Origin of the sequence: Microbacterium sp. YJN-G (assembly GCF_015040615.1) — a bacterium.
Classification (GTDB): Bacteria; Actinomycetota; Actinomycetes; order Actinomycetales; family Microbacteriaceae; genus Microbacterium.
Genome location: NZ_CP060402.1, coordinates 3,185,194 through 3,211,298 on the forward strand (window position 1 = coordinate 3,185,194; position 26,105 = coordinate 3,211,298).

At 70.6% G+C, this 26,105-nt stretch carries 23 protein-coding genes and 2 pseudogenes; 18 read left to right on the top strand and 7 right to left on the bottom strand.

Translation table 11 applies throughout. The features are described 5' to 3' along the window. Positions 1–8: 8 nt before the first annotated feature. The 5 genes and pseudogenes from H7694_RS15305 (at position 9) to H7694_RS15325 (ending at position 5,694) form a co-directional block, all read left to right on the top strand. The gene (locus H7694_RS15305) at positions 9–1,130 is read left to right on the top strand and encodes a class II histone deacetylase (protein WP_193597299.1); all 1,122 of its coding nucleotides are present in this window, start codon (positions 9–11) and stop codon (positions 1,128–1,130) included. Between the two features lie 28 nt (positions 1,131–1,158). Continuing rightward, positions 1,159–2,886, top strand: coding sequence for an ABC transporter substrate-binding protein (locus tag H7694_RS15310; protein ID WP_193597300.1), 1,728 nt, complete (start codon positions 1,159–1,161; stop codon positions 2,884–2,886). Positions 2,887–2,891: 5 nt separating this feature from the next. Further along, entirely contained in the window at positions 2,892–3,707 is an 816-nt protein-coding gene (locus H7694_RS15315; protein WP_193597301.1) for an SDR family NAD(P)-dependent oxidoreductase, read from the top strand. A gap of 45 nt (positions 3,708–3,752) precedes the next feature. After that, a pseudogene (locus H7694_RS15320) lies at positions 3,753–4,037 on the top strand (magnesium transporter); the annotation flags it as partial. 73 nt (positions 4,038–4,110) lie between these two features. Next, positions 4,111–5,694, top strand: a complete 1,584-nt coding sequence (locus H7694_RS15325) for a cation:proton antiporter family protein (RefSeq protein ID WP_193597303.1) — start codon at positions 4,111–4,113, stop codon at positions 5,692–5,694. 15 nt (positions 5,695–5,709) lie between these two features. On the opposite strand, the gene H7694_RS15330 is transcribed toward H7694_RS15325, so the two are convergent. From H7694_RS15330 to dnaK, 4 genes are read right to left on the bottom strand one after another with little or no spacing between them, the layout of a single operon-like run. After that, a complete protein-coding gene (locus tag H7694_RS15330) occupies positions 5,710–6,171 on the bottom strand; it encodes a heat shock protein transcriptional repressor HspR (RefSeq protein WP_193597304.1) in 462 nt (153 codons plus the stop codon). Positions 6,172–6,175: 4 nt separating this feature from the next. Next, on the bottom strand, positions 6,176–7,159 hold the full coding sequence (locus tag H7694_RS15335; protein WP_193597305.1) for a DnaJ C-terminal domain-containing protein: 984 nt from the start codon (positions 7,157–7,159) through the stop codon (positions 6,176–6,178). Positions 7,160–7,166: 7 nt separating this feature from the next. Beyond that, entirely contained in the window at positions 7,167–7,802 is a 636-nt protein-coding gene (locus tag H7694_RS15340) for a nucleotide exchange factor GrpE (protein ID WP_193597306.1), read from the bottom strand. 2 nt (positions 7,803–7,804) lie between these two features. Next, a complete protein-coding gene (dnaK, locus tag H7694_RS15345; RefSeq protein WP_193597307.1) occupies positions 7,805–9,658 on the bottom strand; it encodes a molecular chaperone DnaK in 1,854 nt (617 codons plus the stop codon). 210 nt (positions 9,659–9,868) lie between these two features. Here dnaK and H7694_RS15350 point away from each other — a divergent pair, with 210 nt between their 5' ends. The 12 genes and pseudogenes from H7694_RS15350 (at position 9,869) to H7694_RS15405 (ending at position 21,980) form a co-directional block, all read left to right on the top strand. Further along, positions 9,869–10,561 carry a sirohydrochlorin chelatase gene (locus H7694_RS15350; RefSeq protein WP_193597308.1) on the top strand — a complete coding sequence of 231 codons (693 nt, stop codon included), beginning with the start codon at positions 9,869–9,871 and terminating at the stop codon, positions 10,559–10,561. A gap of 184 nt (positions 10,562–10,745) precedes the next feature. After that, positions 10,746–12,461, top strand: a complete 1,716-nt coding sequence (locus tag H7694_RS15355) for a nitrite/sulfite reductase (RefSeq protein WP_193597309.1) — start codon at positions 10,746–10,748, stop codon at positions 12,459–12,461. After that, on the top strand, positions 12,458–13,204 hold the full coding sequence (locus H7694_RS15360) for a phosphoadenylyl-sulfate reductase (protein ID WP_193597310.1): 747 nt from the start codon (positions 12,458–12,460) through the stop codon (positions 13,202–13,204). Before H7694_RS15355 ends, H7694_RS15360 begins: the two co-directional genes overlap by 4 nt. Further along, positions 13,201–14,118: a sulfate adenylyltransferase subunit CysD gene (gene cysD, locus H7694_RS15365; protein WP_193597311.1), complete on the top strand. Its 918-nt coding sequence runs from the start codon at positions 13,201–13,203 to the stop codon at positions 14,116–14,118. The genes H7694_RS15360 and cysD overlap by 4 nt, the downstream gene beginning before the upstream one ends. After that, positions 14,118–15,452, top strand: coding sequence for a sulfate adenylyltransferase subunit 1 (locus tag H7694_RS15370; protein ID WP_193597312.1), 1,335 nt, complete (start codon positions 14,118–14,120; stop codon positions 15,450–15,452). Before cysD ends, H7694_RS15370 begins: the two co-directional genes overlap by 1 nt. A gap of 65 nt (positions 15,453–15,517) precedes the next feature. Beyond that, on the top strand, positions 15,518–16,603 hold the full coding sequence (locus H7694_RS15375) for an ABC transporter substrate-binding protein (protein WP_227468171.1): 1,086 nt from the start codon (positions 15,518–15,520) through the stop codon (positions 16,601–16,603). Further along, the gene (locus tag H7694_RS15380; protein ID WP_193597313.1) at positions 16,603–17,442 is read left to right on the top strand and encodes an ABC transporter ATP-binding protein; all 840 of its coding nucleotides are present in this window, start codon (positions 16,603–16,605) and stop codon (positions 17,440–17,442) included. Before H7694_RS15375 ends, H7694_RS15380 begins: the two co-directional genes overlap by 1 nt. Beyond that, positions 17,432–18,361: an ABC transporter permease gene (locus tag H7694_RS15385; RefSeq protein ID WP_193597314.1), complete on the top strand. Its 930-nt coding sequence runs from the start codon at positions 17,432–17,434 to the stop codon at positions 18,359–18,361. Before H7694_RS15380 ends, H7694_RS15385 begins: the two co-directional genes overlap by 11 nt. A gap of 2 nt (positions 18,362–18,363) precedes the next feature. Then, positions 18,364–19,095: pseudogene (gene cobA / locus H7694_RS15390) on the top strand (uroporphyrinogen-III C-methyltransferase); the annotation flags it as partial. A 245-nt stretch (positions 19,096–19,340) separates the two neighbouring features. Further along, on the top strand, positions 19,341–20,738 hold the full coding sequence (locus H7694_RS15395; protein WP_193597316.1) for an FAD-dependent oxidoreductase: 1,398 nt from the start codon (positions 19,341–19,343) through the stop codon (positions 20,736–20,738). Next, complete coding sequence (fdxA, locus tag H7694_RS15400; RefSeq protein ID WP_193597317.1) at positions 20,735–21,064, top strand: ferredoxin; 330 nt, start codon at positions 20,735–20,737, stop codon at positions 21,062–21,064. Before H7694_RS15395 ends, fdxA begins: the two co-directional genes overlap by 4 nt. Beyond that, positions 21,057–21,980, top strand: a complete 924-nt coding sequence (locus tag H7694_RS15405; protein ID WP_193597318.1) for an NAD(P)/FAD-dependent oxidoreductase — start codon at positions 21,057–21,059, stop codon at positions 21,978–21,980. Before fdxA ends, H7694_RS15405 begins: the two co-directional genes overlap by 8 nt. A 133-nt stretch (positions 21,981–22,113) precedes the next feature. Here the strand turns inward: H7694_RS15405 and H7694_RS15410 are convergent, their stop codons facing one another. Both H7694_RS15410 and H7694_RS15415 read right to left on the bottom strand, forming a co-directional pair. Beyond that, positions 22,114–22,575, bottom strand: a complete 462-nt coding sequence (locus H7694_RS15410; protein WP_193597319.1) for a DUF3817 domain-containing protein — start codon at positions 22,573–22,575, stop codon at positions 22,114–22,116. A gap of 192 nt (positions 22,576–22,767) precedes the next feature. After that, entirely contained in the window at positions 22,768–24,153 is a 1,386-nt protein-coding gene (locus H7694_RS15415) for an HNH endonuclease signature motif containing protein (protein ID WP_193597320.1), read from the bottom strand. A 272-nt stretch (positions 24,154–24,425) separates the two neighbouring features. On the opposite strand from H7694_RS15415, the gene H7694_RS15420 reads away from it, so the two are divergent. Further along, positions 24,426–25,307, top strand: a complete 882-nt coding sequence (locus H7694_RS15420) for a serine protein kinase RIO (protein ID WP_227468172.1) — start codon at positions 24,426–24,428, stop codon at positions 25,305–25,307. A 35-nt stretch (positions 25,308–25,342) separates the two neighbouring features. On the opposite strand, the gene H7694_RS15425 is transcribed toward H7694_RS15420, so the two are convergent. Beyond that, positions 25,343–25,945, bottom strand: coding sequence for a TOPRIM nucleotidyl transferase/hydrolase domain-containing protein (locus H7694_RS15425; RefSeq protein WP_193597322.1), 603 nt, complete (start codon positions 25,943–25,945; stop codon positions 25,343–25,345). Between the last annotated feature and the right edge of the window lie 160 nt (positions 25,946–26,105).

Genomic DNA, 26,105 nt, shown 5'->3' on the forward strand with positions numbered 1-26,105 from the left:
AGGCAGAAGTGAGCGTGAAGAGAACCGGCTGGATCTGGCACGAGTCGTTCAACTGGCACAACACCGGCAACGGCTCCGGCTTCTTCGCCCCCGGCGGGCATGTGCAGCCGGGGCAGTCGTTCGATCATCCCGCCACGAAGGGGCGCTTCGCCTCGCTCGTGCAGGCGAGCGGATACGACGAGCAGCTCATCGCGCTGCGCCCGTCGACGGCGACCGACGACGAGATCCTGCGCGTGCACACGCAGGAGTACCTGGATCGCGTCGAGGCGCTGAACGCGACCGGGGGCGATGCCGGCGAATCGGCGGTGTTCGGCCCGCAGGGCGTGCCCATCGCACGCCTCGCAGCGGGCGCCGCGGTCCGTGCCGTGCGCGCCGTGCTCTCGGGTGAGGTCGACAACGCGTACGCGCTCGTGCGGCCCGCAGGCCACCATGCCGAACCGGATAGGGGGCGCGGATACTGCATCTTCGCCAACACGTCGATCGCCGCCCGGGTCGCGCAGAGCGAATTCGGTGTCGAGCGCATCGCGATCGTCGACTGGGACGTGCACCACGGCAACGGAACCCAGGCCGCCTTCTGGGACGACCCGTCGGTGCTCACGATCTCCCTGCACCAGGAGCAGCTCTACCCGGTCGATTCGGGCTTCCGCAGCGAGAACGGCGGGCCCGGCGCCGAGGGCACCTCTATCAACATCCCCCTGCCTGCAGGCACCGGCGATGAGGGATACCTGACCGCGCTCCGGCAGGTCGTGATCCCCGCGCTCGATCGGTTCCGTCCCGACTTCATCATCGTCGGAAGCGGCATGGATGCGTCCGCGACCGACCCGCTGGGACGCATGGTGGTCACCAGCGAAGGCTTCCGTGCGCTCTCCCGTGAGATGGTCCAGGCCGCCGAACGCCTCACCGCTGGACGGATCGTCTTCTCGCACGAAGGCGGCTACTCCGCCGAATACGTGCCGTTCTGCGGCATGGCGGTGCTCGAAGAGCTGAGCGGCATCCCGTCGGGCGTCGATGACCCGTATCTCGTGTTCATGCGGTCGTATCCGCAGCTGGCGATCCAGCCGTGGCAGCGCGAGGCCATCGAGGCCGCCGCAGCGCTCGTGGACCGCGTGCCGACTCCGGTCCCCGCGTAGCCGCATCACGGGATCGGAAGGAGGCCGGATGCAGACGGGGACCGAGCACGAGTTCGTCGTGGAGTACTCCGGCGATGTCAGGGTGCTGCGCGGAGAGCGTCCGCCTGGAAAGCTGATCGCCTATTCGCGCGCCTTCCTGCTGATGAATCGCCGAGCGCTGCAGTTCTACTTCGTGAAGGGATCGGGCTGGCAGTCCGTCGCATTGGAGCGCACCCGGGTGGGCGCGCGGGGCACCGAGCGCGCGCTCGTCAGCATCTCGGCGGCCGAGTTCCCCAGCGGCATCACGAAGCGCGAGATCCAGATCATCACGCTCATCGCGGCGGGGCTGGGCAATCAGCAGATCGCCGACCGCTTCGGCACGAGCCCGCGCACGGTGTCGACCCAGGTCGAACGGATCATGCGCAAGCTCGGCATCCGGAATCGCGCGGGCCTGGCGGCGATCGCGGTCGACGGATCGCTCATCGCGCTGCCCATCCAGGGCAGCGTGCAGGATCTCGTCGCGGTCGGTGCCATCGCCCTCGAAGCGCTTGCGGAGTCGCTCGACCACGGCGCCGACCCGGTCGTCGTCGGGGTTCCGGCTCAGTCCGCGGCGACACGCCCCATCCGGATCGGAACGATCGCCGGGCTGCAGGGGTACTCGCTCGGCGACGCCGTGGAGCACCTGCGCGGCGTGGACCTGGCCGTCCAGACGATCAACGCCGCGGGCGGCGTGCTCGGCCGTCAGCTGCAGAGCGTGACCGCGAGCGCCGATCTCAGTGATGCGCACACGGTCCGCAAGGCGATGGGGCAGCTCGTCGATGCGGGAGTCGACGCGATCGCCTGCAGCTACGTCAGCGCCGAGAACAGGTTCCTCCTCGACATGGCGGCCGACTTCGGCCGCCCCTTCCTGCACCTGGACACGTATCAGAAGCATGCGCAGCTGGTCGCCGATGATCCCTTCCGGTACGGCATGGTGTTCCAGACCTGCCCGTCGGAGCACACGTACTCGCTCGCGTTCACCCGGTTCGTGCGCGATCTCAGCGCCGAGCGGACGATGGAGAGAGTCGATCGGGTGCTGGGCGTCGTCGAGATGGACGTGCCGAGCGCCACGGTCGCCGACGAAGGCGTGCTCGCCGCCGCCGAGGCGCACGGCTGGGATGCGCGGCTGCGCCGTCGCGTGCCGGTCGAGGGCGTCGACTGGCAGCAGGAGGTGGCCGGCATCATCGCCGCCGGCATCTCGCTGCTGCTCGTCTCACACTTCTCACTCGACGAGGTGATCGCCCTGCAGCGCGAGCTCGTGCGCACGGGATACACCGGGCTGACCTATTACGTGTACACCGCCTCGCAGCCGGGCTTCCTGCAGGAGCTCGGCGCGCATGCCGACGGGGTGATCTGGAGTTCGTCGACGACCCTGACCGAGTCGGCGATGTCTCAGCGCTTCCGCCGCGACTACGCCCTGCGCTACGGCACCGAGCCCGGCCCCGCGCAGGCGAGCGCCGCCTTCGATCAGGTGCAGCTGCTGGCGTGGAGCTGGCGGCAGGCCGGCGAGCTCGACCCCGAGGAGGCGGCGAAGGTCCTTCGCAGCACCATGTACCGCGGTCTCAACGGCACCTACTTCTTCGGCGGGCAGACGCAGACGCCCCTCAGCTATCCCGACGAGACCAACGACCCGACGCTCGGGCTGCCGCTCCTGACCTCGCAGATCCACGCCGGTCGGTCGGTGGTGCTCAGCCCCGACCTGTTCGGCTCGATGAAGAACTGCCGCCTGCCGTGGTGACGGCGATGCGCACGGACGGACGGAGAAGCGATTCATCCGACGAGGGGCTTGACGCGTCGCGCCCGGTGGCCGTCGTCACCGGCGCCGCAGCCGGAATCGGGCTGGCGATCGCCGAGCGGCTGCTGGCCGACGGCTTCGCCGTGGGTGTGTTCGACAGGGACGCGGCGCTGAAGACGCGCTTCGCAGCGGCCGAAGCGGCGGGTCGCGCCACGGTCGTCGTCGGCGACGTGACGGATGCCGCCGACCGTGCGCGACTGATCGAGGCGGTCGCCGCGGCGCACGGGGGCGTCGACGTCCTGGTCAACAACGCGGGCATCGGCGGGTTCGGCGAGCGGATCGGGTCTCTGGATCTCGCCCACCTGCGTACGACGCTCGAGATCAACACCGTCTCGGTCGCCGCCTTCGTGCAGCTCGCGCTTCCTCACCTGCAGCGCTCGGAGCGCGCCCGCATCGTGAACATCGGCTCGCTGTTCGCCGACGACCCGGCGGAGGGCGGCACCGACTACACGCTGAGCAAGGGGGCGATCCACGCGCTCACCCGCATCCTCGCCGTCGAGCTGGGGCCGGCCGGCATCACCTGCAATTCCATCGCACCGGGCTACATCCTCACCGAGATGCACCGTGCCGAAGTCGCGTTGCAGGCGAGCCGCCTGGGGATCGCGGTCGAGGAGCGCTTCGCCCAACTGCGCGCGCAGGTCCCGCTGCGCCGTCACGGCACGGCGGAGGACATCGCCGGCGCAGTGAGCTGGCTCGCCTCGACGGACAGCGCGTATGTCACCGGTGTCAGGATCGCGGTCAACGGCGGAGTCAGCTTCGCCTAGCCGCCTTGGAGCCTCGTGCCCGGTTCCGAGCCGCGGCCTTTCGCCCTCTCGCGCGAGGTGCGCGTGGGCTTCAGCCTCGGGCTGCTGCTCGGGGCGCTCGGATTCGGCCTGGCCGGGCTGATCTACGACTGGCACATCGGCCTGGTGATCGGGCTCACCCTCGTGGCGGTGTGCACGGTGGCGGCCTCGATCGGCGGCGTCATGCCACTGGCCGCCCGTGCGATCCGGGTCGACCCGGCCGTCTTCTCGAACCCGTTCATCACGACGTTCGTCGACGCGACAGGCCTGGTCATCTACTTCCTGATCGCGAAGGCCGTGCTGGGCATCTGAGCGCTAATCTCGGGAGCAGAACGACGTCCGCATCGACGCGGACGAGCGTGGCGACTCGGGCGAAGGAGTCAGCATGGAGCAGATCGTCCTGACCCTGCTCACCGCTGCCACGCTCGGCACGCTGGCGCACCTGGTGCGGATCCCGCCGCTGGCGGGTTTCCTCGTGGCCGGGTTCCTGCTCGGCGGCCTCGGCATGGAGCCGTTCACCGGGCTCGAGATGCTCGCCGACATCGGCGTGATGCTGCTGCTGTTCACGATCGGCCTGAAGTTCGACCTGCGCTCGCTGCTTCGACCCGAGACGTACGGCACGGCGACGATTCACCTGGTGCTGCTCTCGGTGATCGGGACGGGCACCGTCGGGCTGCTGGCGACGCTGGTGCTGGGCTCACTCGACGGCGAATGGCGTGAGGCCGCGGTGATCGGGTTCGCCCTGTCGTTCTCGTCCACCGTGCTCTGCGTGAAGGTGCTCGAGGAGCGCTCGGACGACGGCTCCTTCTACGGGCAGACGGCCATCGCCGTGCTGGTAATCCAGGACATCGTCGCCGTGGCCTTCGTCACCGCGACCGCCGAGCATCCGCCGAGCCCGTGGGCGCTGCTGCTGGTGCTTCTCGCCCCGGCGTCGTGGCTGATGCGCCGCGTGCTCGACCACGTCGGCCACGGCGAACTGCTCGTGCTGTTCGGTGCCACGATGGCCCTCGGTCCCGGGTACCTCGCGTTCAGTGCCGTCGGGCTGGAGGGTGATCTCGGCGCACTGATCGTGGGACTGCTGCTGTCTTCGCACCGGCGGGCCATCGAACTCTCCAAGTCGCTGTTCGGGATCAAGGAGCTCTTCCTCGTCGGCTTCTTCCTGCTGATCGGCATGAGCTCGAGTCCGAACTGGGTCGATGTGCTCGTCGCCGTCATCCTCTGCCTGCTGCTGCTTCCGATCAACTTCATCGCATTCGTGCTGCCCGGCCGGCTGTTCGGTCTGCGCAACCGCACGACGATCCGGGTGAGCCTCGTGCTGAGCAACTTCTCGGAGTTCTCGATCATCGTCACCGCGGTCGGGGTCGCGGGCGGGCTCGTCTCGGAGACCTGGCTGACCGTGGTGGCCGTCGCCGTGCCGCTCAGCATGGTGATCTCGTCGATCGCCAACACGCAGCGGCTCGACCTCACCACCCGTCTCACCGAGCGCCTGCCCGAACAGGACCCGCGGCGGCTGCGTCCGGCGGATCGCCCCATCGACACCAGTGACGCGGATGTCGTCGTACTCGGGATGGGCCGCGTCGGCCGGGCCGCATACGCGCACCTCGAAGAGGAGGGCGGTCTGCGCCCGCTCGGCGTCGACAACGATCACCTCGTCGTGCAGAGGCTGGAGGAGGACGGGTTCCACGTCGTCGAGGGAGACGCCACCGATCACGAGTTCTGGACGCGCATGGTGGCGGGTGGCTTCGTGCGCACCGTGGTGCTGGCGATGCCGATCCACGACTCGAACATGTTCGCGCTGTCTCAACTGCGCGCTGCGGGGTTCGACGGCCGGGTCTCGGCCGTCGCGCAGCATCCGGATCAGCTCGAGCACCTTTCGAGAGAAGGTGTGGGCGCCGTCGTGAACGTCTACGCCGGCGCGGGTGCCGCGCTTGCGGAAGCCACCCTCGCCCTCCCGCTCGACGAGGCGTGATCCGAGGGGACGTGTTCAGCGTCCGCGCTCGGTGTCCTCCGGCGAGCCGTCCTCATCCTCATCGCGACGTGCATGGGGCTGCCACAGCACGACCTCCGTGGAGCGGCGCAGGCGGCGCGTGGTGCCGACGGTGAAGACCTGACCGGATGCTCCCGCGGCGAACACGCGCACGCCGGGACGGCTCTCGCGCTCGGCGCGCAGCGCGCCCTCGAGCTCGGTGACCCGGCGGCGCAGCATCCGCACCTCGTCCTCCAGGTCGAGCAGCCGCGCGATGGCGGGCAGGCTCATCCCCTCGCTGGAGAGCTGCGCGATCTCGCGGAGCTGCTCGATGTCGAGCATCGAGTAGCGCCGCGAGCCGCCGCGGGTGCGGCCGGGCACCACCAGGCCGATGCGGTCGTACTGCCGCAGCGTCTGGGGGTGCATCCCGGCCAGCTCCGCCGCGACGGCGATCGCGAAGAGAGGGGACTCGGCATCCATCGGACTATCCCCGCGCCTTCGCCATCATCTCGGCGCGCGGGTTCTCCTGCGGCTCGAGCTCCTGGAAGCGCTTGAGCGCCTCACGGGCGGCGTCGTCGAGATGCGAGGGGACGGCGACCTGCAGCTCGGCGAGCAGGTCGCCGGTGCCCTTGGAGGAATGGATGCCGCGGCCCTTGACGCGCAGCACCCTCCCCGAGGGCGTGCCGGGGGCGACCCGCAGCTTGACGGGGTCGCCGCCCAGGGTGGGCACCTCGATGGTCGCGCCGAGGGTCGCCTCGGTGAAGGTGACGGGTACGGTCACGCGCAGGTGCAGCCCATCACGGGTGAACACCGGATGCGGTCGCACGGTCACCTGCACGACGATGTCGCCGGGCTCCCCGCCGTCGGGCGAGGGGCGGCCGCGACCGCGCAGGCGGATCTTCTGGCCGTCGGCGACGCCCGCGGGCACCTTCACCTTGAACGGCTTGCCGTCCTCGGCCTGCAGGGTGATGGTCTCGCCCTGCGCGGCCGTGGTGAAGTCGATCGTCGTGCGTGCGGTGACGTCGGCGCCCTTCTGCGGGCCGCCGAAGCCGCGGAAGCCGCCGGTCGGCTGGCCGAAACGGCCGGAGCCGAACGAGCCGCCGCGGCCACCGCCCTGCGTGAACATCGAGAAGATGTCGTCGAAGTCGGCCTGCCCGCCGCCCTGCCCGAACCGGCTGAAGACATCCTCGAAGCCGCCCGCGCCGCCGCCGGGCGCGGTGAACCGCGCCCCCGAGCCCATGGCGCGGATCTCGTCGTACTCGCGGCGCTGCTCGGGGTCGCTGAGCACGCTGTACGCCTCGCTGATCTCCTTGAACTTCGCCTCGGCCGCAGCATCCCCGGCGTTGGAGTCGGGGTGGTACTTGCGGGCGAGCTTGCGGTACGTCTTCTTGAGATCGGCGTCCGAGACGTCCTTCGCGACGCCGAGCGTCTTGTAGAAGTCCTTGTCGAACCAGTCCTGGCTAGCCATTCATCACCTACTCGGCGGGAACGGCGACGACGACCTTCGCCGGGCGCAGCTCGACGTCGCCCAGGCGGTAGCCGACTTCGACCACCTCGAGCACGGTCGCGGTGGTGACGTCGGGCGCGGGCTGCTGGAAGACGGCCTCATGCTGCTGCGGGTCGAACTCCTCGCCCTTCTCGCCGTATGCGGTGACGCCGAGGCGCTCCACGACGCCGCGGATCTTCTCGGCGATCACCGAGAAGGGCGAGCCCTCGACGAGGTCGCCGTGCTGCTGGGCGCGGTCGAGGTCGTCGAGCACCGGCAGCAGGCCCTTCGCGGCCTCGCCCTTGGCGCGGGCGATCTCGATGTGGCGCTGCTCCTCGGTGCGGCGGCGGTAGTTGGCGTACTCGGCCTGCAGGCGCTTGAGGTCGTGCAGCAGCGCGTTCTCGGCATCCACGATGCCGGCGTCCGAGCCGTCCTCGGAGGCCGCCTCGTCGATCTGGGTCGCGTTGAGGATGTCGTCGACCGTGAAGTCGTCGTCAGACCCTTCGGCTGCGGTCGCGTCGGTGGAATCCTGGTTCACCTGCGGCTCGGGGCCGGATGCCGCAGCATCCGACCCCTGAGCGTCAGGACGAACCTCTTCGTTGTCGTCGAAGTTCTTGTCCGTCATGGTTACTTCTTCTCGTCCTCGTCGTCGATGACCTCGGCGTCGACCACGTCCTCGTCGGACGCGGCGTCGGCCGGGGCCTCGGGCTGCTCGCCGGCGGCGGCATCCGCCTGACCCTGAGCGTAGATCGCCTCGCCCAGCTTGCCCTGCGACTGGCTGAGCTTGTCGAACGCGGCCTTGACCGCGTCGTCGTCATCGCCGGCGAGAGCCGTCTTCAGAGCGTCGACGTCGCCCTGCACCTCGGACTTGACGTCCTCGGGCAGCTTGTCCTCGTTCTCCTTGATGAGCTTCTCGATCGAGTAGGCAAGCGACTCGGCCTGGTTGCGCACCTCGAGGGCCTCGGCGCGCTTCTTGTCCTCGGCGGCGTGCTCCTCGGCCTCGCGCACCATGCGCTCGATGTCGTCCTTCGACAGCGACGAGCCGCCGGTGATGGTCATCGACTGCTCCTTGCCGGTGCCCTTGTCCTTGGCGGACACGTGCACGATGCCGTTGGCGTCGATATCGAAGGTGACCTCGATCTGCGGGATGCCGCGCGGGGCGGGGGCGATGCCGGTGAGCTCGAAGGTGCCCAGCGGCTTGTTGTCGCGGGTGAACTCGCGCTCGCCCTGGAAGACCTGGATCGCGACCGACGGCTGGTTGTCGTCGGCCGTCGTGAAGGTCTCGCTGCGCTTGGTCGGGATGGCCGTGTTGCGGTCGATGAGCTTGGTCATCCGGCCGCCCTTGGTCTCGATGCCCAGGCTCAGCGGGGTGACGTCGATGAGCAGCACGTCCTTGCGCTCACCCTTGAGGACACCGGCCTGCAGGGCGGCGCCGACGGCGACGACCTCGTCGGGGTTGACGCCCTTGTTGGCGTCCTTGCCGGTCTCGCGCTTGACGAGCTCGGCGACCGCGGGCATGCGGGTCGAGCCGCCGACGAGCACGATGTGGTCGATGTCGCCGACCTTGATGTTCGCCTCGCGGATGACATCCTCGAACGGCTTCTTGGTGCGGTCGAGCAGGTCCTTGGTGAGGTCCTCGAACTTCGCGCGGGTGAGGGTCTCGGACAGCGAGACGGGGCCCGACTCGGTCAGCGAGAGGTAGGGCAGGTTGATGGAGGTGCTCGTCGAGGACGACAGCTCTTTCTTGGCCTGCTCCGCGGCCTCCTTCAGACGCTGCAGGGCGATCTTGTCGCCCGAGACGTCGACACCCGAGGTCTCCTTGAACTGCTTGATGAGGAAGTCGACGACGCGCTGGTCCCAGTCGTCGCCGCCGAGGCGGTTGTCGCCGGCGGTGGCGCGCACCTGGATGGTGGAGAAGTCGTCGTCCTTGCCCACCTCGAGCAGGGAGACGTCGAAGGTTCCGCCGCCGAGGTCGAAGACGAGGATGAGCTCGTCCTCCTTGCCCTTGTCGAGGCCGTAGGCCAGGGCGGCCGCGGTGGGCTCGTTGATGATGCGCAGCACGTTCAGGCCCGAGATCTCGCCGGCCTCCTTGGTGGCCTGGCGCTCGGCGTCGTTGAAGTACGCGGGAACCGTGATGACGGCGTCGGTCACGGTGTCGCCGAGGTACGACTCGGCGTCGCGCTTGAGCTTCATGAGGATGCGCGCGGAGATCTCCTGCGGCGTCCACTTCTTGCCGTCGACGTCGAAGGACCAGTCGGTGCCCATGTGGCGCTTGACCGACGAGATGGTGCGGTCGACGTTGGTAACGGCCTGGCGCTTGGCGGTCTCACCGACGAGCACCTCGCCGTCCTTGGTGAATGCGACCACCGACGGGGTGGTGCGGAATCCCTCGGCGTTGGCGATGACCTTGGGCTCGCCGCCCTCGAGGACGCTGACGACGGAGTTGGTGGTTCCGAGGTCGATGCCGACAGCACGTGCCATGTGAATCTCCTTGTTGTTGGCGAAGTCTGAGTACGACGCAGAAACCTGAGTCGTGATGACTCAAGCGTACGCGCCCGTCCCGGATACTGTCAAGAAAGTTGATACGACTCGACTCAGGTTTGCTCGAGCTGCGGCGCCGGCCGGCGTTCACTGCGGCATGTGACGCGCGAATCGGCGAGCAGTGCGGGACGCGGCCTAGACTCCCAGGCCATGCATCGCCCCGCACTGCTCGCCGTCTCGCACGGCACCTCCGACGCCGACGGCGCACGGGCCATCGCGACGCTCGTCGAGCGGGTCGCCGAGTCGCTGCCCGGCGTCGCGGTGCATTCGGCGTTCGTCGACGTGCAGCAGCCCGACGCGCAGACCGCCCTCGACGGCATCGACGGTCCGGTGGTGATCGTGCCGCTGCTCCTGTCGAGCGGCTTCCACGTGCATCACGATCTGCATGGCATCATCGCCGGGCGCGCGGATGCCGTGGTGGCCGACCCGCTGGGGCCGGACGCCCTGCTGGCCGAGGTGCTGGCCGCGCGTCTCGACGGCGTCGGCCGGCCGCAGGCCCCGGTCGTCCTCGCGGTGGCCGGGTCGCGCGACGAGCGCTCGGTGCCGGATGCCGAGGGCATGGCCGCGCTGCTGCGTGAGCGCACCGGTCGCCGGATCGAACTCACCTACCTCGCCGCCCGCCGGCCCGGCCTCGCGGCGGCTCTGGAGTCGGAACCGGATGCCGTCGTCGCCACCTATCTGCTCGCACGCGGCTACTTCTTCGACCTCGCGACGCGGCTGAGCGGCGAGCATCCGCTCACCCCTCCCCTGCTCGACGATCTGCTCGACACCCACGGCATCCCGGCCGCGCTCATCCGGCTGGTCAGCGCCCGTTTCCACGCCGCTGCCTCCCGCCTGGGCTGACGACGGCGGGCAGCGGTCGCCGCCCCGATGCACATTCCGGCGGATCCGACCAGCCCCTCCGCGTCATGTTTCACGTGTCGTGACGCCTTGTTTCGCCGGTTGACGCTACGTGTCACAAAGGGTTCCTGAACCGGGTGCGGAATACATACGTTGATCCGCATCCATTCACGAGAGGGGGGACTCGGTGACGATCCAGCCGACGACCGTCCGCGGGGCACGCACCCGAACCGGACGCGCACCGACCAAGCCGCACGGCCAGTGGGCCGTCGACGGGCGCGAGCCGCTGAACTCCAATGAAGAGGTCAAGCTCGCCGACGACGGGCTCAACGTGCGCCAGCGCATCGAGACGATCTACGCCCAGGGCGGCTTCGCCTCGATCGACCCTTCCGACCTGCACGGCCGGTTCCGCTGGTGGGGGCTGTACACCCAGCGCCGCCCCGGAATCGACGGCGGGCGCACCGCGCAGCTCGAGCCGCACGAGCTCGAGGACGAATACTTCATGATGCGGATCCGCATCGACGGCGGGCAGCTGACCACCGAGCAGCTGCGTGTGATCGGCGGGATCTCCACCGAGTTCGGCCGCGACATCGCCGACATCACCGACCGGCAGAATGTGCAGCTGCACTGGGTGCGCATCGAGGACGTGCCCGAGATCTGGCGCCGACTCGAGTCGGTCGGCCTGAACACGACCGAGGCGTGCGGCGACGTGCCGCGCACGTTCCTCGGCTCGGCCGTGGCGGGCATCGCCGCCGACGAGCTGATCGATCCGACCCCGCAGCTGCGCGAGATCATCGACCGCTACGTCGGCGACCCGAGCTTCTCGAACCTGCCCCGCAAGTACAAGACGGCCATCACCGGGCATCCCAGCCAGGACGTCGTTCACGAGATCAACGACTGCTCGTTCGTGGCCGTCGAGCACCCCGAGCTCGGGGTCGGCTATGACCTGTGGGTCGGCGGGGCCCTGGCCGCCGTGCCGCGGCTGGGCGAGCGCCTGGGCGCCTTCGTGCCGCCCGAGCGGGTGGCCGAGGTGTGGCACGGGGTGACGAGCATCTTCCGCGACTACGGGTACCGGCGGCTGCGCAACAAGGCGCGCATGAAGTTCCTGCTCGCCGACTGGGGCACCGAGAAGATGCGCGAGGTGCTCGAGACCGAGTACCTGGCATCCCCTCTTCCCGACGGCCCCGCCCCCGCCGAGCCGGTCGGCTCGCCCGACCACGTGGGCGTGCACCGGCAGAAGGACGGCCTGTTCTACATCGGCGCCTCGACCACGGTCGGCCGCGTGTCGGGTACGACGCTGACCCGCCTGGCCGAGCTCGCCGAGGCGAACGGCTCGCACCGGGTGCGCCCCACCGTGTTCCAGAAGATCCTTGTGCTCGACGTTCCCGAAGAGCGCGTGCCGCACGTCGTGGCCGGTCTGGACGCGCTGGGTCTGCCCTCGCGCCCCAGCCTGTTCCGCCGCGGCACCATGGCCTGCACCGGCATCGAGTTCTGCAAGCTCGCGATCGTCGAGACCAAGGTGAACGCCGCGCAGGCGGTCGACCGTCTCGAGCAGCGCCTGGCCGAGCTCGAACCCGAGATCGGGCAGACCATCACCCTGCATGTGAACGGCTGCCCGAACTCGTGCGCCCGCATCCAGACGGCCGACATCGGGCTGAAGGGCCAGCTCGTCACGATCGACGGCGTGCAGGTGCCCGGCTACCAGGTGCATCTCGGCGGCGGACTCGCCACGGCCGGCCGCCCCGAGGCGGGGCTGGGTCGCACCGTGCGCGGACTGAAGGTGCCCGCCGACGGCATCGCCGACTACGCCGAGCGCGTGATCCGCCGCTACCTCGCCGACCGCACGAGCGGCGAGACCTTCGCGCAGTGGGCGCATCGTGCGGATGAGGAGGCGCTGCAATGAGCGGCCCTTCGATCCCCACGCCCCACTCCGACCGCCGCGGCGCCGACGAGCTGCGCGCTCTCGCCGAGCGCGGCGCGCGCGAGCTGCGCAGTGGCGCCGCCGACGAGGCCGGCCCCGCCGAGGTGGTGGCGTGGGTCGCCGAGAACTTCGGCGTCTCGCAGGTGGCAGTGGCGTGCTCGATGGCGGATGCCGCGCTGCCGCACCTGGTCGCCCAGGCGCTGCCCGGTGTGGACGTGCTGTTCCTCGACACCGGCTACCACTTCCTCGAGACGACGTTCACGCGCGACGAGGTCGCCCGCCGGCTCGAGGTGAACATCGTCGATGTGAAGCCCGCGCAGACCGTGCGGGAGCAGGATGCCGAATTCGGCCGCGACCTGTTCGCCCGCGACCCGGGTCTGTGCTGCGCGCGCCGCAAGGTCGAGCCGCTGCAGCGCGCCCTCGGCGGGTACGAGGTGTGGTTCACCGGGGTGCGCCGCGACGAGGCGCCCACCCGCGCCGGCACCCCGCTGATCACGTGGGACGAGCGCAACGGGCTGGTGAAGGTGAATCCCGTCGCCGCGTGGAGCTTCGACGAGCTCGTCGGCTACGCCGAGACGCACGAGGTTCCGGTCAACCCGCTCGTCGCGAACGGCTATCCCTCCATCGGATGCGCACCGTGCACCCGGCCGGTCGCCGCCGGCGAAGACCCCCGATCCGGCCGCTGGGCCGGTCTCTCGAAGACAGAATGCGGGCTGCACCTATGAGCATCGTCACGACTGCGACCAGGACCTTGACCACCCTCGACCTGCTCGAGGCCGAGGCCATCCACATCATCCGCGAGGTGTTCGCCGAGTTCGAGCGCCCCACCCTGCTGTTCTCGGGCGGCAAGGACTCGGTCGTCGTGCTGCACCTGGCAGCCAAGGCGTTCGCCCCGGGCCGCGTGCCGTTCCCGGTGCTGCACGTCGACACCGGGCACAACTTCCCCGAGGTCATCGCGTTCCGCGATGAGACGGTCGCGCGCCTCGGCATCGACCTCGAGGTGGCGCACGTGCAGGACTACATCGACGACGGACGCCTCGCCGAGCGCCCCGACGGCACCCGCAACCAGCTGCAGACGCAGCCGCTGCTCGACGCGATCGCCGCCGGGCGCCACGACGCCGTGTTCGGCGGTGCGCGTCGCGACGAGGACAAGGCGCGCGCCAAGGAGCGCATCATCTCGCTGCGCGACGAGTTCGGCCAGTGGGATCCGCGCAACCAGCGTCCCGAGCTGTGGAGCCTGTACAACGGACGCCACCTGCCCGGCCAGCACGTGCGGGCCTTCCCGATCTCGAACTGGACCGAGCTCGACGTGTGGCACTACATCGAGCGCGAGCGGATCGCCCTCGCGCCGCTGTACTACGCCCACGAGCGCGAGGTGTTCCGGCGCGACGGCATGTGGTGGGCGGTCGGCGAGTTCTCGCAGCCCCACGCCGACGAGGAGGTGGTGCGCCGCACGGTGCGCTATCGCACCGTCGGCGACATGAGCTGCACGGGTGCGGTGGAGTCGGATGCCGCGGACACGGCATCCGTCGTCGCCGAGGTCGCCCGCTCGACCCTCACCGAGCGCGGAGCGACCAGGGCGGACGACCGCGTCAGCGAAGCCGCCATGGAGGACCGCAAGAAGAACGGATACTTCTGATGACCACGCTTGACCAGACTGGGTCCCTGAGCCTGTCGAAGGGCACCAGCCTCTTCCGGTTCGCGACCGCCGGCTCGGTCGACGACGGCAAGTCGACCCTCGTCGGCCGGCTGCTGCACGATGCGAAGGCGATCCTCGCCGACCAGCTCGACCAGGTCGCCGCGACCTCCCGGGCGCGCGGGTTCGCGCACGGTGCCTTCGACTTCGCGCTGCTCACCGACGGGCTGCGCGCCGAGCGCGAGCAGGGCATCACGATCGATGTCGCCTACCGCTACTTCGCCACCGACCGGCGCAGCTTCATCCTCGCCGACTGCCCCGGGCACGTGCAGTACACCCGCAACATGGTCACCGGCGCGGCCACGGCCGACGCCGTGGTGGTGCTGGTGGATGCCCGCAAGGGCGTGGTCGAGCAGACCAGGCGCCACCTCGCCGTGGCGTCGCTGCTGCGCGTGGAGCACGTGATCATCGCGGTGAACAAGATCGACCTGGTCGGCTTCGACGAGCAGACCTACGTCGACATCGAGCTCGAGGCGCTGCGCGTGGCCGACGAACTCGGCATCCATTCGGTGCATGTGCTACCGGTCTCGGCCCTGGAGGGCGACAACATCGTCGACCGATCGGAGCGCACCGGCTGGTACACCGGTGCGACGCTGTTCGAGCTGCTCGAGACGCTGCCGGCGCGCGACGCCGACGATGCCCCGCTGCGCCTGCCGGTGCAGCTGGTGCTGCGCCCGCAGGGCGGACTGTCACCCGAGATCCCCGCCGACGAGGCGGAGCAGCTGCGCGACTTCCGCGGTTTTGCGGGCCGCATCGCGGCCGGCTCGGTGGCGGTCGGCGACCGCGTGCAGGTGCTGCCCTCTGGTCGCGCCACCGAGGTGACCGGAGTGCACGTCGCCGGCGCCGACACGGGCCGGGCGGGGGCGAGACAGTCGGTGACGCTGACGCTCGCCGACGAGATCGACGCCGCCCGCGGCGCCCTGATCGTCGCCGAGGGCACGGCGCCCGACCTGCGCCGGGATGCCGTGGTGGAGCTGTTCCAGCTCGACCCGCGCGCCACGGCCGCCGGCGCCCGCGTGCTCGTCAAGCACGGCACCGCCACCGTGCAGGCGGTCGTATCCGAGGTGCTCACGCGCCGCGACCTGGAGACCCTCGCGCACGCCGACCTCGATGCCGGCTCCGCTGCGCTGGCGGAGAACGAGATCGGACGGGTGCGGCTGCGCCTGGCATCCGATCTGCCGCTCGAACCGTACGCGTCCAGTCGCGAGGGCGGGTCGCTGCTGCTCATCCATCCCACCGACGGTGCGACGCTCGCCGCCGGCACCGTCATCGCCTGACCTGTGACACCCGAGAAGACGCCCGAGCAGACGCGCGAGAAGACGCCCGTGAAGGAGGGGAGACCGTGAAGATCCCCCGTACGAGAACGGCATCCACCGCATGGGGAGCCCTGGCCCTGGGTCTCACCGCCCTGGTGGTCGCCGGCTGCGCCCCGGCATCCGGTGCCGCCGCGACCGGTGACGCGACCGCCGAGGTGACCGAGCTGCGCCTGGGCTACTTCGCCAATGTCACGCACGCGCCGGCGCTCATCGGCGTCGCGGAGGGGCTCTTCGACGACGCCCTGGGTGACATCGACCTGAAGGCCGAGGTCTTCAACGCCGGGCCGGCCGCCGTCGAGGCGCTCTCGGCGGGCGCGATCGACGCCGCGTACCTCGGGCCGAACCCCGCGATCAACACGTTCATCCAGTCGGGCGGACTCTCGGCACGCGTCGTCGCCGGCGCCGCGTCGGGCGGCGCGGCACTCGTCGTCCGCGACGGCATCGACAGCCCGGATGACCTCGCGGGCGCGCTCGTCGCCAGCCCGCAGCTCGGCAACACGCAGGATGTGGCGCTGCGCAGCTGGCTCGCCGACCAGGGATTCGAGACGTCGACGACCGGCAGCGGCGACGTGAGTGTCACGCCCACCGACAACGCGCAGATCCTGTCGCTGTTCGGCAAGGGCCGACTCGACGGCGCCTGGGTGCCCGAGCCGTGGGCATCCCGGCTGGTGCTCGAGGCCGGCGCGCACGTGCTGGTCGACGAGGCCGAGCTGTGGCCCGAGGGTGCCTTCCCGACGACCGTGCTGCTGGTGCGCGCGGACTTCGCGGCACAGCATCCCGAGGCCGTCGGGAAGCTGATCGACGGGCACATCGCCGCGGTCGCCTGGCTCGGCGAGAACCCCGGCCGGGCGCACGGGGCCATCAACGACGTTCTCGAGGGTGCCACCGGCAGGCGGCTGACCGACGAGGTGCTCGACCGCGCGCTGCAGAACGTGACCTTCTCGGTCGACCCGCGCGCCGGCACGTTCACGACCCTGCTCGGCGACGGACAGCGAGCCGGCGTGCTGAAGGACGGCTCGATCGAGGGACTGTTCGATCTGCGGGCCCTCAACGCCCGGCTGACGGAGGCCGGCGACGAGACGGTCTCGGCCGCAGGACTGGGAGAGCAGTGATGACCACCCGCGACGGCACTCTCGCGCGCCCGGCGACGACCGGCGCGCACCTCACCCCGAGCTTCGACGGCATCAGCCCCGCGCCGGGCCCTCGCCCCGCGGTGGCGCCCGCCGTGCGGCTCAGCCACGTCATCAAGCGCTACGGCGCCGGGCCGATCGTGCTCGACGACGTCTCGCTCGAGATCGCCCCCGGCGAGTTCGTCTGCCTGCTCGGCGCGTCCGGATGCGGCAAGTCGACGCTGCTCAACCTGATCGCGGGGCTCGAACCGGTCACCACGGGTGCCATCGACGCACCGGCCGGCGGGTCGGCGGTGATGTTCCAGGAGGCGGCGCTGATGCCCTGGCTGACCGCGCGGCGCAACGTCGAACTGGCGCTGCGACTGCGCGGTCTGCCCCGCGGCGAGCGCCGCGCCGAGGCAGAGCGGCTGCTGGGCATCGTGAACCTCACCGAAGCGGCTGACCGGCGTCCGCACGAGCTCTCGGGCGGCATGCGGCAGCGCGTCGCCCTGGCCCGCGCCCTCGCCCAGGACCGCTCCGTGCTGCTGATGGACGAGCCCTTCGCCGCCCTCGACGCGATCACCCGCGACCTGCTGCACGAGGAGCTGGAGCGGGTGTGGCGGGCGACCGGACGCACGATCGTGTTCGTCACGCACAACGTGCGCGAGGCCGCCCGGCTCGGCCAGCGCGTGGTGCTGCTCTCGAGCCGTCCCGGTCGCATCGTGCGCGAATGGCGGGTCGCCCGCACCACCGGGCGCCGCATCGAGTCGCCCGAGGTCGGGGCGCTGGCCACCGAGATCACCGCCGAGCTGAGGAAGGAGATCAGCCGCAATGCCTCATGACACGACCACCGTCACAGAGAAGACGGGCACGGCGGATGCTGCGGCCAGCCCGCCCGTCGACGAGCTGCGCACCCTGTCGACCGGCCTCGACCGGCTGCAGTCCGAGCTGCCGCAGCATCGTTCGCGCGGCCGGGAGATCCTGCAGCGCGCGCTGCCGCCGATCCTGCTGCTGGCAGCGCTGCTCGCGATCTGGCAGCTGTACATCGTCATCGTGCAGCCGCGCCCCGACATCGCCCCGAGTCCGCTGCAGGTGGCCGGCGCCTTCGGCGACGCCTGGCAGCAGGGCCGGCTGCAGGAGGCGGTGCTGACCAGCTTCGAGCGCGGCGCGATCGGCTTTCTCATCGCGATCGCCGTGGGCACGCCGCTGGGGCTGCTGCTGGCCGATGTGAAACCGCTGCGCCGGGCCGCAGGCCCGCTGATCTCGGGCCTGCAGGTGCTGCCGTCGGTGGCGTGGGTGCCCGCCGCGATCATCTGGTTCGGGCTGTCGGATGCCACGGTGTACTTCGTCGTGCTGATGGGCGCGATCCCCTCGATCGTGAACGGGCTGCTCGCCGGCATCGACCAGGTGCCGCCGCAGCTGCGGCGTGTGGGCACGGTGCTGGGTGCGAACCGCTGGCAGCTGGCCACCGCTGTGGTGCTGCCGGCCGCGCTGCCCGGATACGTGGCAGGCCTCAAGCAGGGCTGGGCGTTCTCGTGGCGTTCGCTGATGGCCGCCGAGATCATCGCCGTCGGCGGTTCGATCGGGTTCGGCCTGGGTTCGATGCTGCAGCAGTCGCGCGAACTGGCCGACCTGGCCGGGGTGCTCGGCACCATCCTGCTGATCCTCGGGATCGGCATCCTCATCGAGCTTCTGCTCTTCGCCCCGCTCGAGCGGCGCCTGCTGCGCCGCCGCGGACTCGTCCTGGGAGGTTCCCGATGACCGGAACAGTCACCCTCGTCGGCGCCGGACCCGGCGACGCCGGTCTGCTCACGCTGCGCGGGCTACGCGCGCTGGAACGGGCCGACGTGATCGTCGCCGACCGGCTCGGCGCGCGCAGTGTGCTCGCCCAGCTCGCCGCGGAGGGCGCGGTGATCGACGCCGAGGTGGTCGACGTCGGCAAGCTGCCCGGTCACCACCGGGTGCCGCAGGATGCCATCAACGAGCTGCTCGTCGAGCTGGCCGAGGCCGGCCGCGAGGTGGTGCGGCTGAAGGGCGGCGATCCGTTCGTGTTCGGCCGCGGCCGTGAGGAGCAGCTGTTCTGCGAGGCTGCCGGCATCCGGGTCGAGGTCGTGCCGGGGGTGACCAGCGCCGTGTCGGTGCCCGCCGTCGCGGGCATCCCGCTCACGCACCGCGGAGTCGCCACCTCGTTTAGCGTGATCAGCGCTCACGATCAGCTCGACCCAGACGGCGCGGTCGGACGCGCGGGCGGCGACCACACCGTGGTGCTGCTGATGGGCGTCGGCACGCTCGCGCACTCCGCGCACGTGCTCGCGGGGGGTCCGCGCGGTGCGGACTGCCCCGTCGCGATCGTCGAGGACGGCTACGGTCCGGCGGAGCGGGTCACGATCGGCACGCTGGGCACGATCGCCGGCCTCGCCGCGGCCGCGCAGGTGCGCAGCCCCGCGGTGGTCGTGGTCGGCGACGTGGTGCGGCTGAGTCCGTTCGCCGGGTCACTGGATGCGGCGGATGCCGAGGCTGTTGCGGATGCCGAGGACGCGGCAGGTGCGGCATCCGTCACCGCCGAACCGGATGCCGCGGAGTCGGCATCCGCTCCCGCGCGCCCACGGCTCGGCGCACGCCTGGCCGCGGCCCTCGACGCCGGACTCGCCGTCGACACCGGCCTGATCACGGCGATCGACAACAGCATCCATTCCTCTCTCTCCTCGTCTCGCTCCTCGTCTCGAAAGGCGCCACTGTCATGACCATCTCCTCCCTGCGCGTCGCGATCGTCGGTGCCGGCCCGGCCGGCATCTATGCGGGCAATCTGCTCGCCGACGCGGTGAACGCCCACGATTCGCTGGGGTCGGTCGAGATCGACCTGTTCGAGTCGCTGCCCGCGCCCTACGGACTCATCCGCTACGGCGTCGCCCCCGATCATCCGCGCATCAAGGGGATTGTCAACTCACTGCACGAGATGCTCGACGCTGCTCAGCCCGGGGCCCTGGACCAGTCGAAGGGTCGCCGCACGATCCGCTTCATCGGGAACGTCGAGGTGGGGCGCGACATCGCCCTCGCCGAGCTGCGCGAGCGGTATCACGCCGTCATCCTCGCCACCGGTGCTCTGCGCGATGCGGCCCTCGACATCCCGGGCGTCGACCTGCCCGGCTCTTACGGTGCGGCCGACTTCGTCGCCTGGTACGACGGGCATCCGGATGTGCCGCGCACCTGGCCGCTCGACGCGCCGTCGGTGGCCGTGATCGGCAACGGCAACGTGGCCCTCGACGTGGCTCGCGTGCTCGCCAAGCACGCGGTCGACCTGCGCAGCACCGAGGTTCCCGACAACGTGCTCGCGGGTCTGGAGTCGTCGGCGGTGACGGATGTGCACGTGTTCGGCCGCCGCGGTCCCGCCGACATCAAGTTCACCCCGATCGAGCTGCGCGAGCTCGGCGAGCTGCGCGACGTCGACATCGTGCTGCACGACGAGGACTTCGACGGCGTCGACCCGGCATCCGCGTCGAACAACCAGCTGAAGGTCATGCTGCGCACCCTGAACTCCTGGCGGGGCCGCGAGTCGACGGGCGCTTCGCGCCGGCTGCACCTGCACTTCTGGCACGCCCCGCTCGAGATCACCGGGGGCAAGCGGGTGGACGGCATCCGGTTCGCCCGCACCGCGCCGGGCGCCGACGGTGCGCCGGTCGCGACCGGTGAGGTGCGCGAGTACGCGGTGCAGGCGGTGTACCGGGCGATCGGCTACTACGGCACCCGCGTGGAGGGCGCCGATTTCGATGAGCGTCGCGGTGTCGTGCCCAACGAGCAGGGCCGCGTGCTCGGCGAGCCCGGGCTGTACGCGACGGGCTGGATCAAGCGCGGTCCCGTGGGGCTGATCGGTCACACGAAGTCGGACGCGCTCGAGACCATCGGACACCTCGTGTCGGACGCCGCATCCGGTGTGCTTGCCGAGCCGGGCGTGGACGGCGATGTGCTCGACGTGCTCGACGAGCGCGAGACGGAGTACACGACGTGGGACGGCTGGCTGGCGCTGGATGCCCATGAGCGCGCGCTCGGCGAGAGCCACGAGCACGTCCGCGAGCGGGTCAAGGTCGTGCCGCGCGACGAGCAGGTCGAGATCTCGCGTCCGGGGGTGCTGGCCCGGTGACCTATGTGATCGCGCTGCCCTGCGTCGACGTCAAGGACCGCGCCTGTATCGATGAGTGCCCGGTGGACTGCATCTACGAGGGCGAGCGCTCGCTGTACATCCACCCGGATGAGTGCGTCGACTGCGGTGCCTGCGAGCCGGCCTGCCCTGTCGAGGCGATCTACTACGAGGACGATCTGCCCGATGAGTGGTCGGACTACTACCGGGCGAACGTCGAGTTCTTCGATGAGCTCGGCTCGCCCGGAGGCGCGGTGAAGGCCGGCGTCTACGAATTCGACCACCCGCTGGTCGCCGCGCTGCCTCCGCAGGGAGAAGGTCATGAGTGATTACGACGTGCTGATCGTCGGCGGAGGGCCGGCGGGCCTCTCGGCGGCGCTGAACCTCGGCCGGTCGCTGGCGCGCGTGCTGGTGATCGATGCCGATCGGCCCCGCAATGCGGCGACGCTGAATTCGCACGGTTTCCTCACCCGCGATGGGGTGCCGCCGTTCGAGCTGCGCCGGATCGCCCGCGAGGAGCTCGCGGCGTATCCGAACGTCGAGTTGCGCACGCGCGTGCGGGTCGCGGAGCTGTCGGCGTCGGATGCCGGCTTCACGGCCGGCGTCGGCCGCCGTGCGGCTGAGGAGACGGTCACGGCGAGGTCGGTGCTGCTGGCGACGGGGCTGCACGAGACGCTGCCGGATGTGCCGAACCTGCGCGGCTTCTACGGCATGACGATGTTCAGCTGCGCGGCGTGCGATGCGTGGGAGCTGCGCGGTCGCAGCCTCGCGCTGATCGGCGAGTCGGCGGATCTGGCGGAGCGCGCCCGGCTGATCGCGCACTGGACTCCGCGGCTGACGGTGTTCACGCACGGGTCGGATGCTGTCACGACGGCGGAGGAGGCCGAGCTGGCTGCGGCCGGGGTGGGCGTGGTGCGCGGGGCGATCGTGGAGCTGATCGGCGACCGCGGGCTCCTCGAGGCGGTGCGCGTCGAGAGCGGTGAGGTGCATCCGGTGGACGGCGGGTTCGTGCGGCCCGAGTGGGTCGCCGATCTGTCGTTCCTGTCGGGGGTCGCACCGGATCGGGATGCCGCCGGCCACGTGGCGACCGACCGGTCGGGACGCACCAGCGTGCCTGGGCTGTATGCGGCGGGCGACGTCGCTTCGCCCGGTCCGCAGCAGCTCATCGTCGCCGCAGGGGCGGGGGCACGCGTCGCCGCCGTGATCACCCACGACACGATCGGGGTCGCCACGGTCTCGCACTGACCGGATGCTGCGGGTGCCGCTGAGGCCGCGGAGGTCGCGGATGCTGTCGGTGCGGACGGATGCCGCGGGGCGCGTCGGGTGTTGCCGATGCCGCGTGCGCCGATGCCGCGTGTGCTTGCCGGGGTGGGCCGGATCAGCGTCCGCCGGGAGGGCCGATGATCAGCAGGGCGACGAAGAGCGCCACGATGGCTGCGACGATGAGCAGTGCGAGCGCCCACGGACGGTGCAGGAACCAGCGCATGGTGCGGTCGTACCAGGTGCGGTCTCGCGGGTCGTCGGTCTCGGTGAGCCGCCACTCCCCTTCGAGCCGGCCGGAGCGTGCCAGCCAGATCTCGACGGGGATCGTGGCGTACGGCACGATCGCGCTGAGGATCGTGACCACCGCGACACCGGGATGCCAGCGCTGGTTGAAGGCGAGCAGCACCGCCGTCGCGCCGTAGGAGAGGAACACGAATCCGTGGATGCCTCCCGCGATGGTCACCACGATCGGATCGACGCCGACGGCCCGGGCGATGAGGGCGCTGATCAGCAGGGTCCAGGTGATCGCCTCGGCGATCGCGAGCACGCGGAACAGGCGGGCGGGCTTGGTGAACACGGGTCTCCTCGGGTCGGTCTTCCTCCACGGTATGCGACCGCACCTATGCGGCCGTGCCGGAAGCGTGAAAGATCAGCCGAAAGAGTGAGACGCGCGGCGGATCCGGTGACCCGCGTGCGGCGGATCCGGTGACCCGCGTGCGGCGGATCCATGCGCCCGTCCCGCGGGGTCGTCACTCACGCTCGTCCGATGTCAGAACGGTGCGAGGAGTTCCGCCGGCGCGTTCGCCCAGGCGTCGGGTGTGATTCCGGGTCGGTTCCGGGATGTGATTCCTGGTCGGTCCCAGGGTGGGGCGCCAGGTGGCGGATCGGTGTCGGTGAAGGTGATGGTGTTCTGGGGTGGTGGTCGGTCGATGTAGGTGCGGCCGAGGGGGCTGGTCCATTCCAGCAGTCCGCCACCGAGCTGTTCGACCTGCCAGGGGGTGTGGTGTTTGAGGATGTGGTGCCGGCGGCAGAGGTCTTCGAGGTTGTCTTCCTCGGTGGCACCACCCAGGGCGGCGTCGAGGGTGTGGTCGAGGTCGCTGTTGCGGGCGGGCATCCCGCAGCCGGGGAACCGGCATCGCTGGTCGCGTGCTTTCAGGTGCCGGCGCATCGCGGCGGTGGGCCGGTACCGGTCCACGGCCAGCATCGCCCCGGTGATCGGGTCGGTGAGCACCCGATCCCACCCCGACGCCGCTCCCGCGAGGCGTCGCGCGGTGCCCGGATCGATCGGGGCCCGCCCGTCCAACTCCGCAGGCGGAGTGTCGACCCCTTCCGCGCCGATCAGGGTGGCGACGGGGACGGTGATGCTCACCTGCGGGACGATCGCGGCCAGCAGCCCGTCGTCGGTGTCGTGCCCGGCCGGCGCGCCGGTGAGCAGCAGGTCCAAGGCGATGTCCGCCCGCCGCTGCCCCAGCGTCCGCTCATCCGGCTCCCCCGCCGCATCCGGTTCGACAAGCTTCTCGTTCGTTTTGGCCATGCCGGTCAGGCGTTCGTAGACGCCGTGGACGAGCACGGCGGGGCCCAGGATCCCCAGCTCCGCCATCCCGTCGTCGGCGTCCTTCGCCCAGACCGTGCGGGTGGCCCGTGCATCCTGGTGCCGCTGGCCCAGGGACCGGGGCTGATACTGCTCGGCGATGCGCTGCGCGATCGGCCGCAACCGGTTCGGGGACTCCTCCACCGCGAACTCCAGCACCCGCCCCGCATAGGCCGCGCGGGCGTCCGGGTCCTGCAGGTGAGACCCGGCGTCCACGATCACCCGGGTGTGCCCGGCGCTGATCCGCCCGGCGCCCTGCGCGGCCCAGACCTGCGGGAACCAGCTCACCACCAGGTCAGCGTCCGCCATCCGACGCTGCACGGTCCGGTCACTGACGCGCAGCACCCCGGCCAGCTCTGCGGCCACGTTCCGCAGGGTGATGTCCGACGCCTCGACCCCACCGTTCTCCTCCGCGATCGACAACGCCACCCGAGACGCCAGGGCGAGCAGCCCGTCACGCGCCGCGAGCACACCCTGCAGCGTCTGCTCCACCGCCTCCAGGGACGACACGATCGCATCGAGCGAGCCCAGCTGCCCATCCGACGCCATCGCAATCTCGTTCATACATCCAGTATCAACAGGGCCACCGACATTCGAAGCTCAGTTCCCCACTGGATCGCCCCTCGCAGGTCACGAACAGATAACACCTCGGCATCCGCCCCGCGCACGATGGAACGCGAAACCCTATGCTCGACCACGCACCGGGACGAACCCGGAGGACAAGAGCGGAAGGAGCCCACGATGAACACCGTCATTGTCGCGCCCACCGCCGACCTCCTTCCCCTCGAGGCCGCCCGCTCCTGATCCGCGGATGGCCTCCGTCCCGGAGCCATACCGTGAACATTCAGAACTCCGCGTCACCAGACGCATCCGACCTCACCGGATCCCCCTTCGACACCACCCCCTTCGACGTCACCCTCGCCTTCGCCGACACCGAACTGCGCGAGGACCAGCGCTGGTCGACCTGGCCGGCCGTCACACCGACCGAGCGGGGCCCGCTCCCCTGGCCCGACTGGGTCGTGACCAGCGCCGCCGCGGTCGACACCGAACTCGGCATCCTCAAGACCGGCAAAGAGGCGGATGTCTTCCTCATCGAGCGCGCCGTGCCGGGCGATCCCGCCCAGCGCACGCTGCTCGCCGCCAAGCGCTACCGCGACTCCGACCACCGCAGCTTCCAGCGCTCCTCGGTCTACACCGAGGGCCGACGCACGCAGAACACCCGCGACGCCCGTGCCCTGGCGAAGCGGTCGGCCCACGGCCGCGAGGTGGCCGCGGCGCAGTGGTCATTCGCCGAGTTCGCCGCACTGAGCCGCATGCACACCCTCGGTGCGCCGGTGCCGTACCCCGTGCAGGTGAACGGCACCGAGGTGCTCATGGAATTCATCGGCGACGGCCGGGGCGCGGCGCCCCGGCTCGCACAGGTGAGATCGGATGCCGTCGACCTCGGCGACCTGTTCGAGCAGATCGTCGCCATCATGCACATCTTCGCGGCGGCCGGCTTCGCGCACGGCGACCTCTCGGCGTACAACCTGCTCGTGCACGAGGGCCGCGTGCGGGTGATCGACCTTCCGCAGATCGTCGACACCGTCACCAATCCGCAGGGGCTGGATCTGCTGCACCGGGACTGCGTGAACATCTGCGACTGGTTCACGCGCCGCCGCCTTCCCCGCGACCCGGAGCAGCTGTTCGCCGAGCTGCTCTCAGCATCCTTCGGATGAGGATGCCGTGCAGCGGCGCCACCCTTCCGCACCACTCACCGAACAGGCGTCGCGCCCCCGCCGACGGCATCCACCGCGTCGAGAAGCCTCACGAGCGGGCGCGGCGCGCGCTCCGGCGGGAGCACGTCGATCACGTCGGCGGCAAAGCGCGCCTTACGCCCCGACGCGGTGCCGGCGAACCGGTGCAGCTGCTGCTCGATCGAACGCTCGCGCTGCGCGGGCTGATCCTGAAACACCCGGAACCGGGCGAGCTCGCCTCGCGCCTCGAGAGTCTGCAGCGTGAGCTGCACTCCGGCGGCTCGGATGACCTCGTCCTCGAGGTCGCGCTCGCACCCGAAGAAGCCGACATCCACGGGACCGGCTCGCGCATCGCCGAGCATCCCGAGATCGGCCAGCACGCGGGTCACGTACGCGGACTCCGCCGCGTCGTAGAGACCGAGGAGCCGAGCGCTCGCATCGGCATCCCGGAGCCCGGTCAGCGCGCGACGCAGGTTCGTGATGCCGTCGAGATCGATGAGCACCAGCCCGTGCCGGTCGAGCCGCACCGCCCGGCGTCGCGCGAGCGCGCGGAAGGCGAGGCTGTCGCTGCGCCCTTCGAACAGCACGACAGTCTGCGGAACCGCCCGCGTCGCCGGCATGCGTCGACACTACCGACCGACCAGCACGAACACGGCCACCCGCCGGGCAGAACTCGGTGACCGACCGGCCCGAACATAGCCGGAATCCAGGATGATCCGCCCAGAACCATGCCTGGCCCGACGGCATCCCGTCACGACCCGTTCACCCCGCCCCGGAAGA

Excerpts from the sequence above, each read along its gene's own strand:
- H7694_RS15310 (WP_193597300.1), top strand. The coding sequence starts at position 1,159 with ATGCAGACGGGGACCGAGCACGAGTTCGTCGTGGAGTACTCCGGCGAT.
- H7694_RS15315 (WP_193597301.1), top strand. The coding sequence starts at position 2,892 with ATGCGCACGGACGGACGGAGAAGCGATTCATCCGACGAGGGGCTTGAC.
- H7694_RS15325 (WP_193597303.1), top strand. The coding sequence starts at position 4,111 with ATGGAGCAGATCGTCCTGACCCTGCTCACCGCTGCCACGCTCGGCACG.
- H7694_RS15330 (WP_193597304.1), bottom strand. The coding sequence starts at position 6,171 with ATGGATGCCGAGTCCCCTCTCTTCGCGATCGCCGTCGCGGCGGAGCTG.
- H7694_RS15335 (WP_193597305.1), bottom strand. The coding sequence starts at position 7,159 with ATGGCTAGCCAGGACTGGTTCGACAAGGACTTCTACAAGACGCTCGGC.
- H7694_RS15340 (WP_193597306.1), bottom strand. The coding sequence starts at position 7,802 with ATGACGGACAAGAACTTCGACGACAACGAAGAGGTTCGTCCTGACGCT.
- dnaK (WP_193597307.1), bottom strand. The coding sequence starts at position 9,658 with ATGGCACGTGCTGTCGGCATCGACCTCGGAACCACCAACTCCGTCGTC.
- H7694_RS15350 (WP_193597308.1), top strand. The coding sequence starts at position 9,869 with ATGCATCGCCCCGCACTGCTCGCCGTCTCGCACGGCACCTCCGACGCC.
- H7694_RS15360 (WP_193597310.1), top strand. The coding sequence starts at position 12,458 with ATGAGCGGCCCTTCGATCCCCACGCCCCACTCCGACCGCCGCGGCGCC.
- cysD (WP_193597311.1), top strand. The coding sequence starts at position 13,201 with ATGAGCATCGTCACGACTGCGACCAGGACCTTGACCACCCTCGACCTG.
- H7694_RS15370 (WP_193597312.1), top strand. The coding sequence starts at position 14,118 with ATGACCACGCTTGACCAGACTGGGTCCCTGAGCCTGTCGAAGGGCACC.
- H7694_RS15380 (WP_193597313.1), top strand. The coding sequence starts at position 16,603 with ATGACCACCCGCGACGGCACTCTCGCGCGCCCGGCGACGACCGGCGCG.
- H7694_RS15385 (WP_193597314.1), top strand. The coding sequence starts at position 17,432 with ATGCCTCATGACACGACCACCGTCACAGAGAAGACGGGCACGGCGGAT.
- H7694_RS15395 (WP_193597316.1), top strand. The coding sequence starts at position 19,341 with ATGACCATCTCCTCCCTGCGCGTCGCGATCGTCGGTGCCGGCCCGGCC.
- H7694_RS15405 (WP_193597318.1), top strand. The coding sequence starts at position 21,057 with ATGAGTGATTACGACGTGCTGATCGTCGGCGGAGGGCCGGCGGGCCTC.
- H7694_RS15415 (WP_193597320.1), bottom strand. The coding sequence starts at position 24,153 with ATGAACGAGATTGCGATGGCGTCGGATGGGCAGCTGGGCTCGCTCGAT.
- H7694_RS15425 (WP_193597322.1), bottom strand. The coding sequence starts at position 25,945 with ATGCCGGCGACGCGGGCGGTTCCGCAGACTGTCGTGCTGTTCGAAGGG.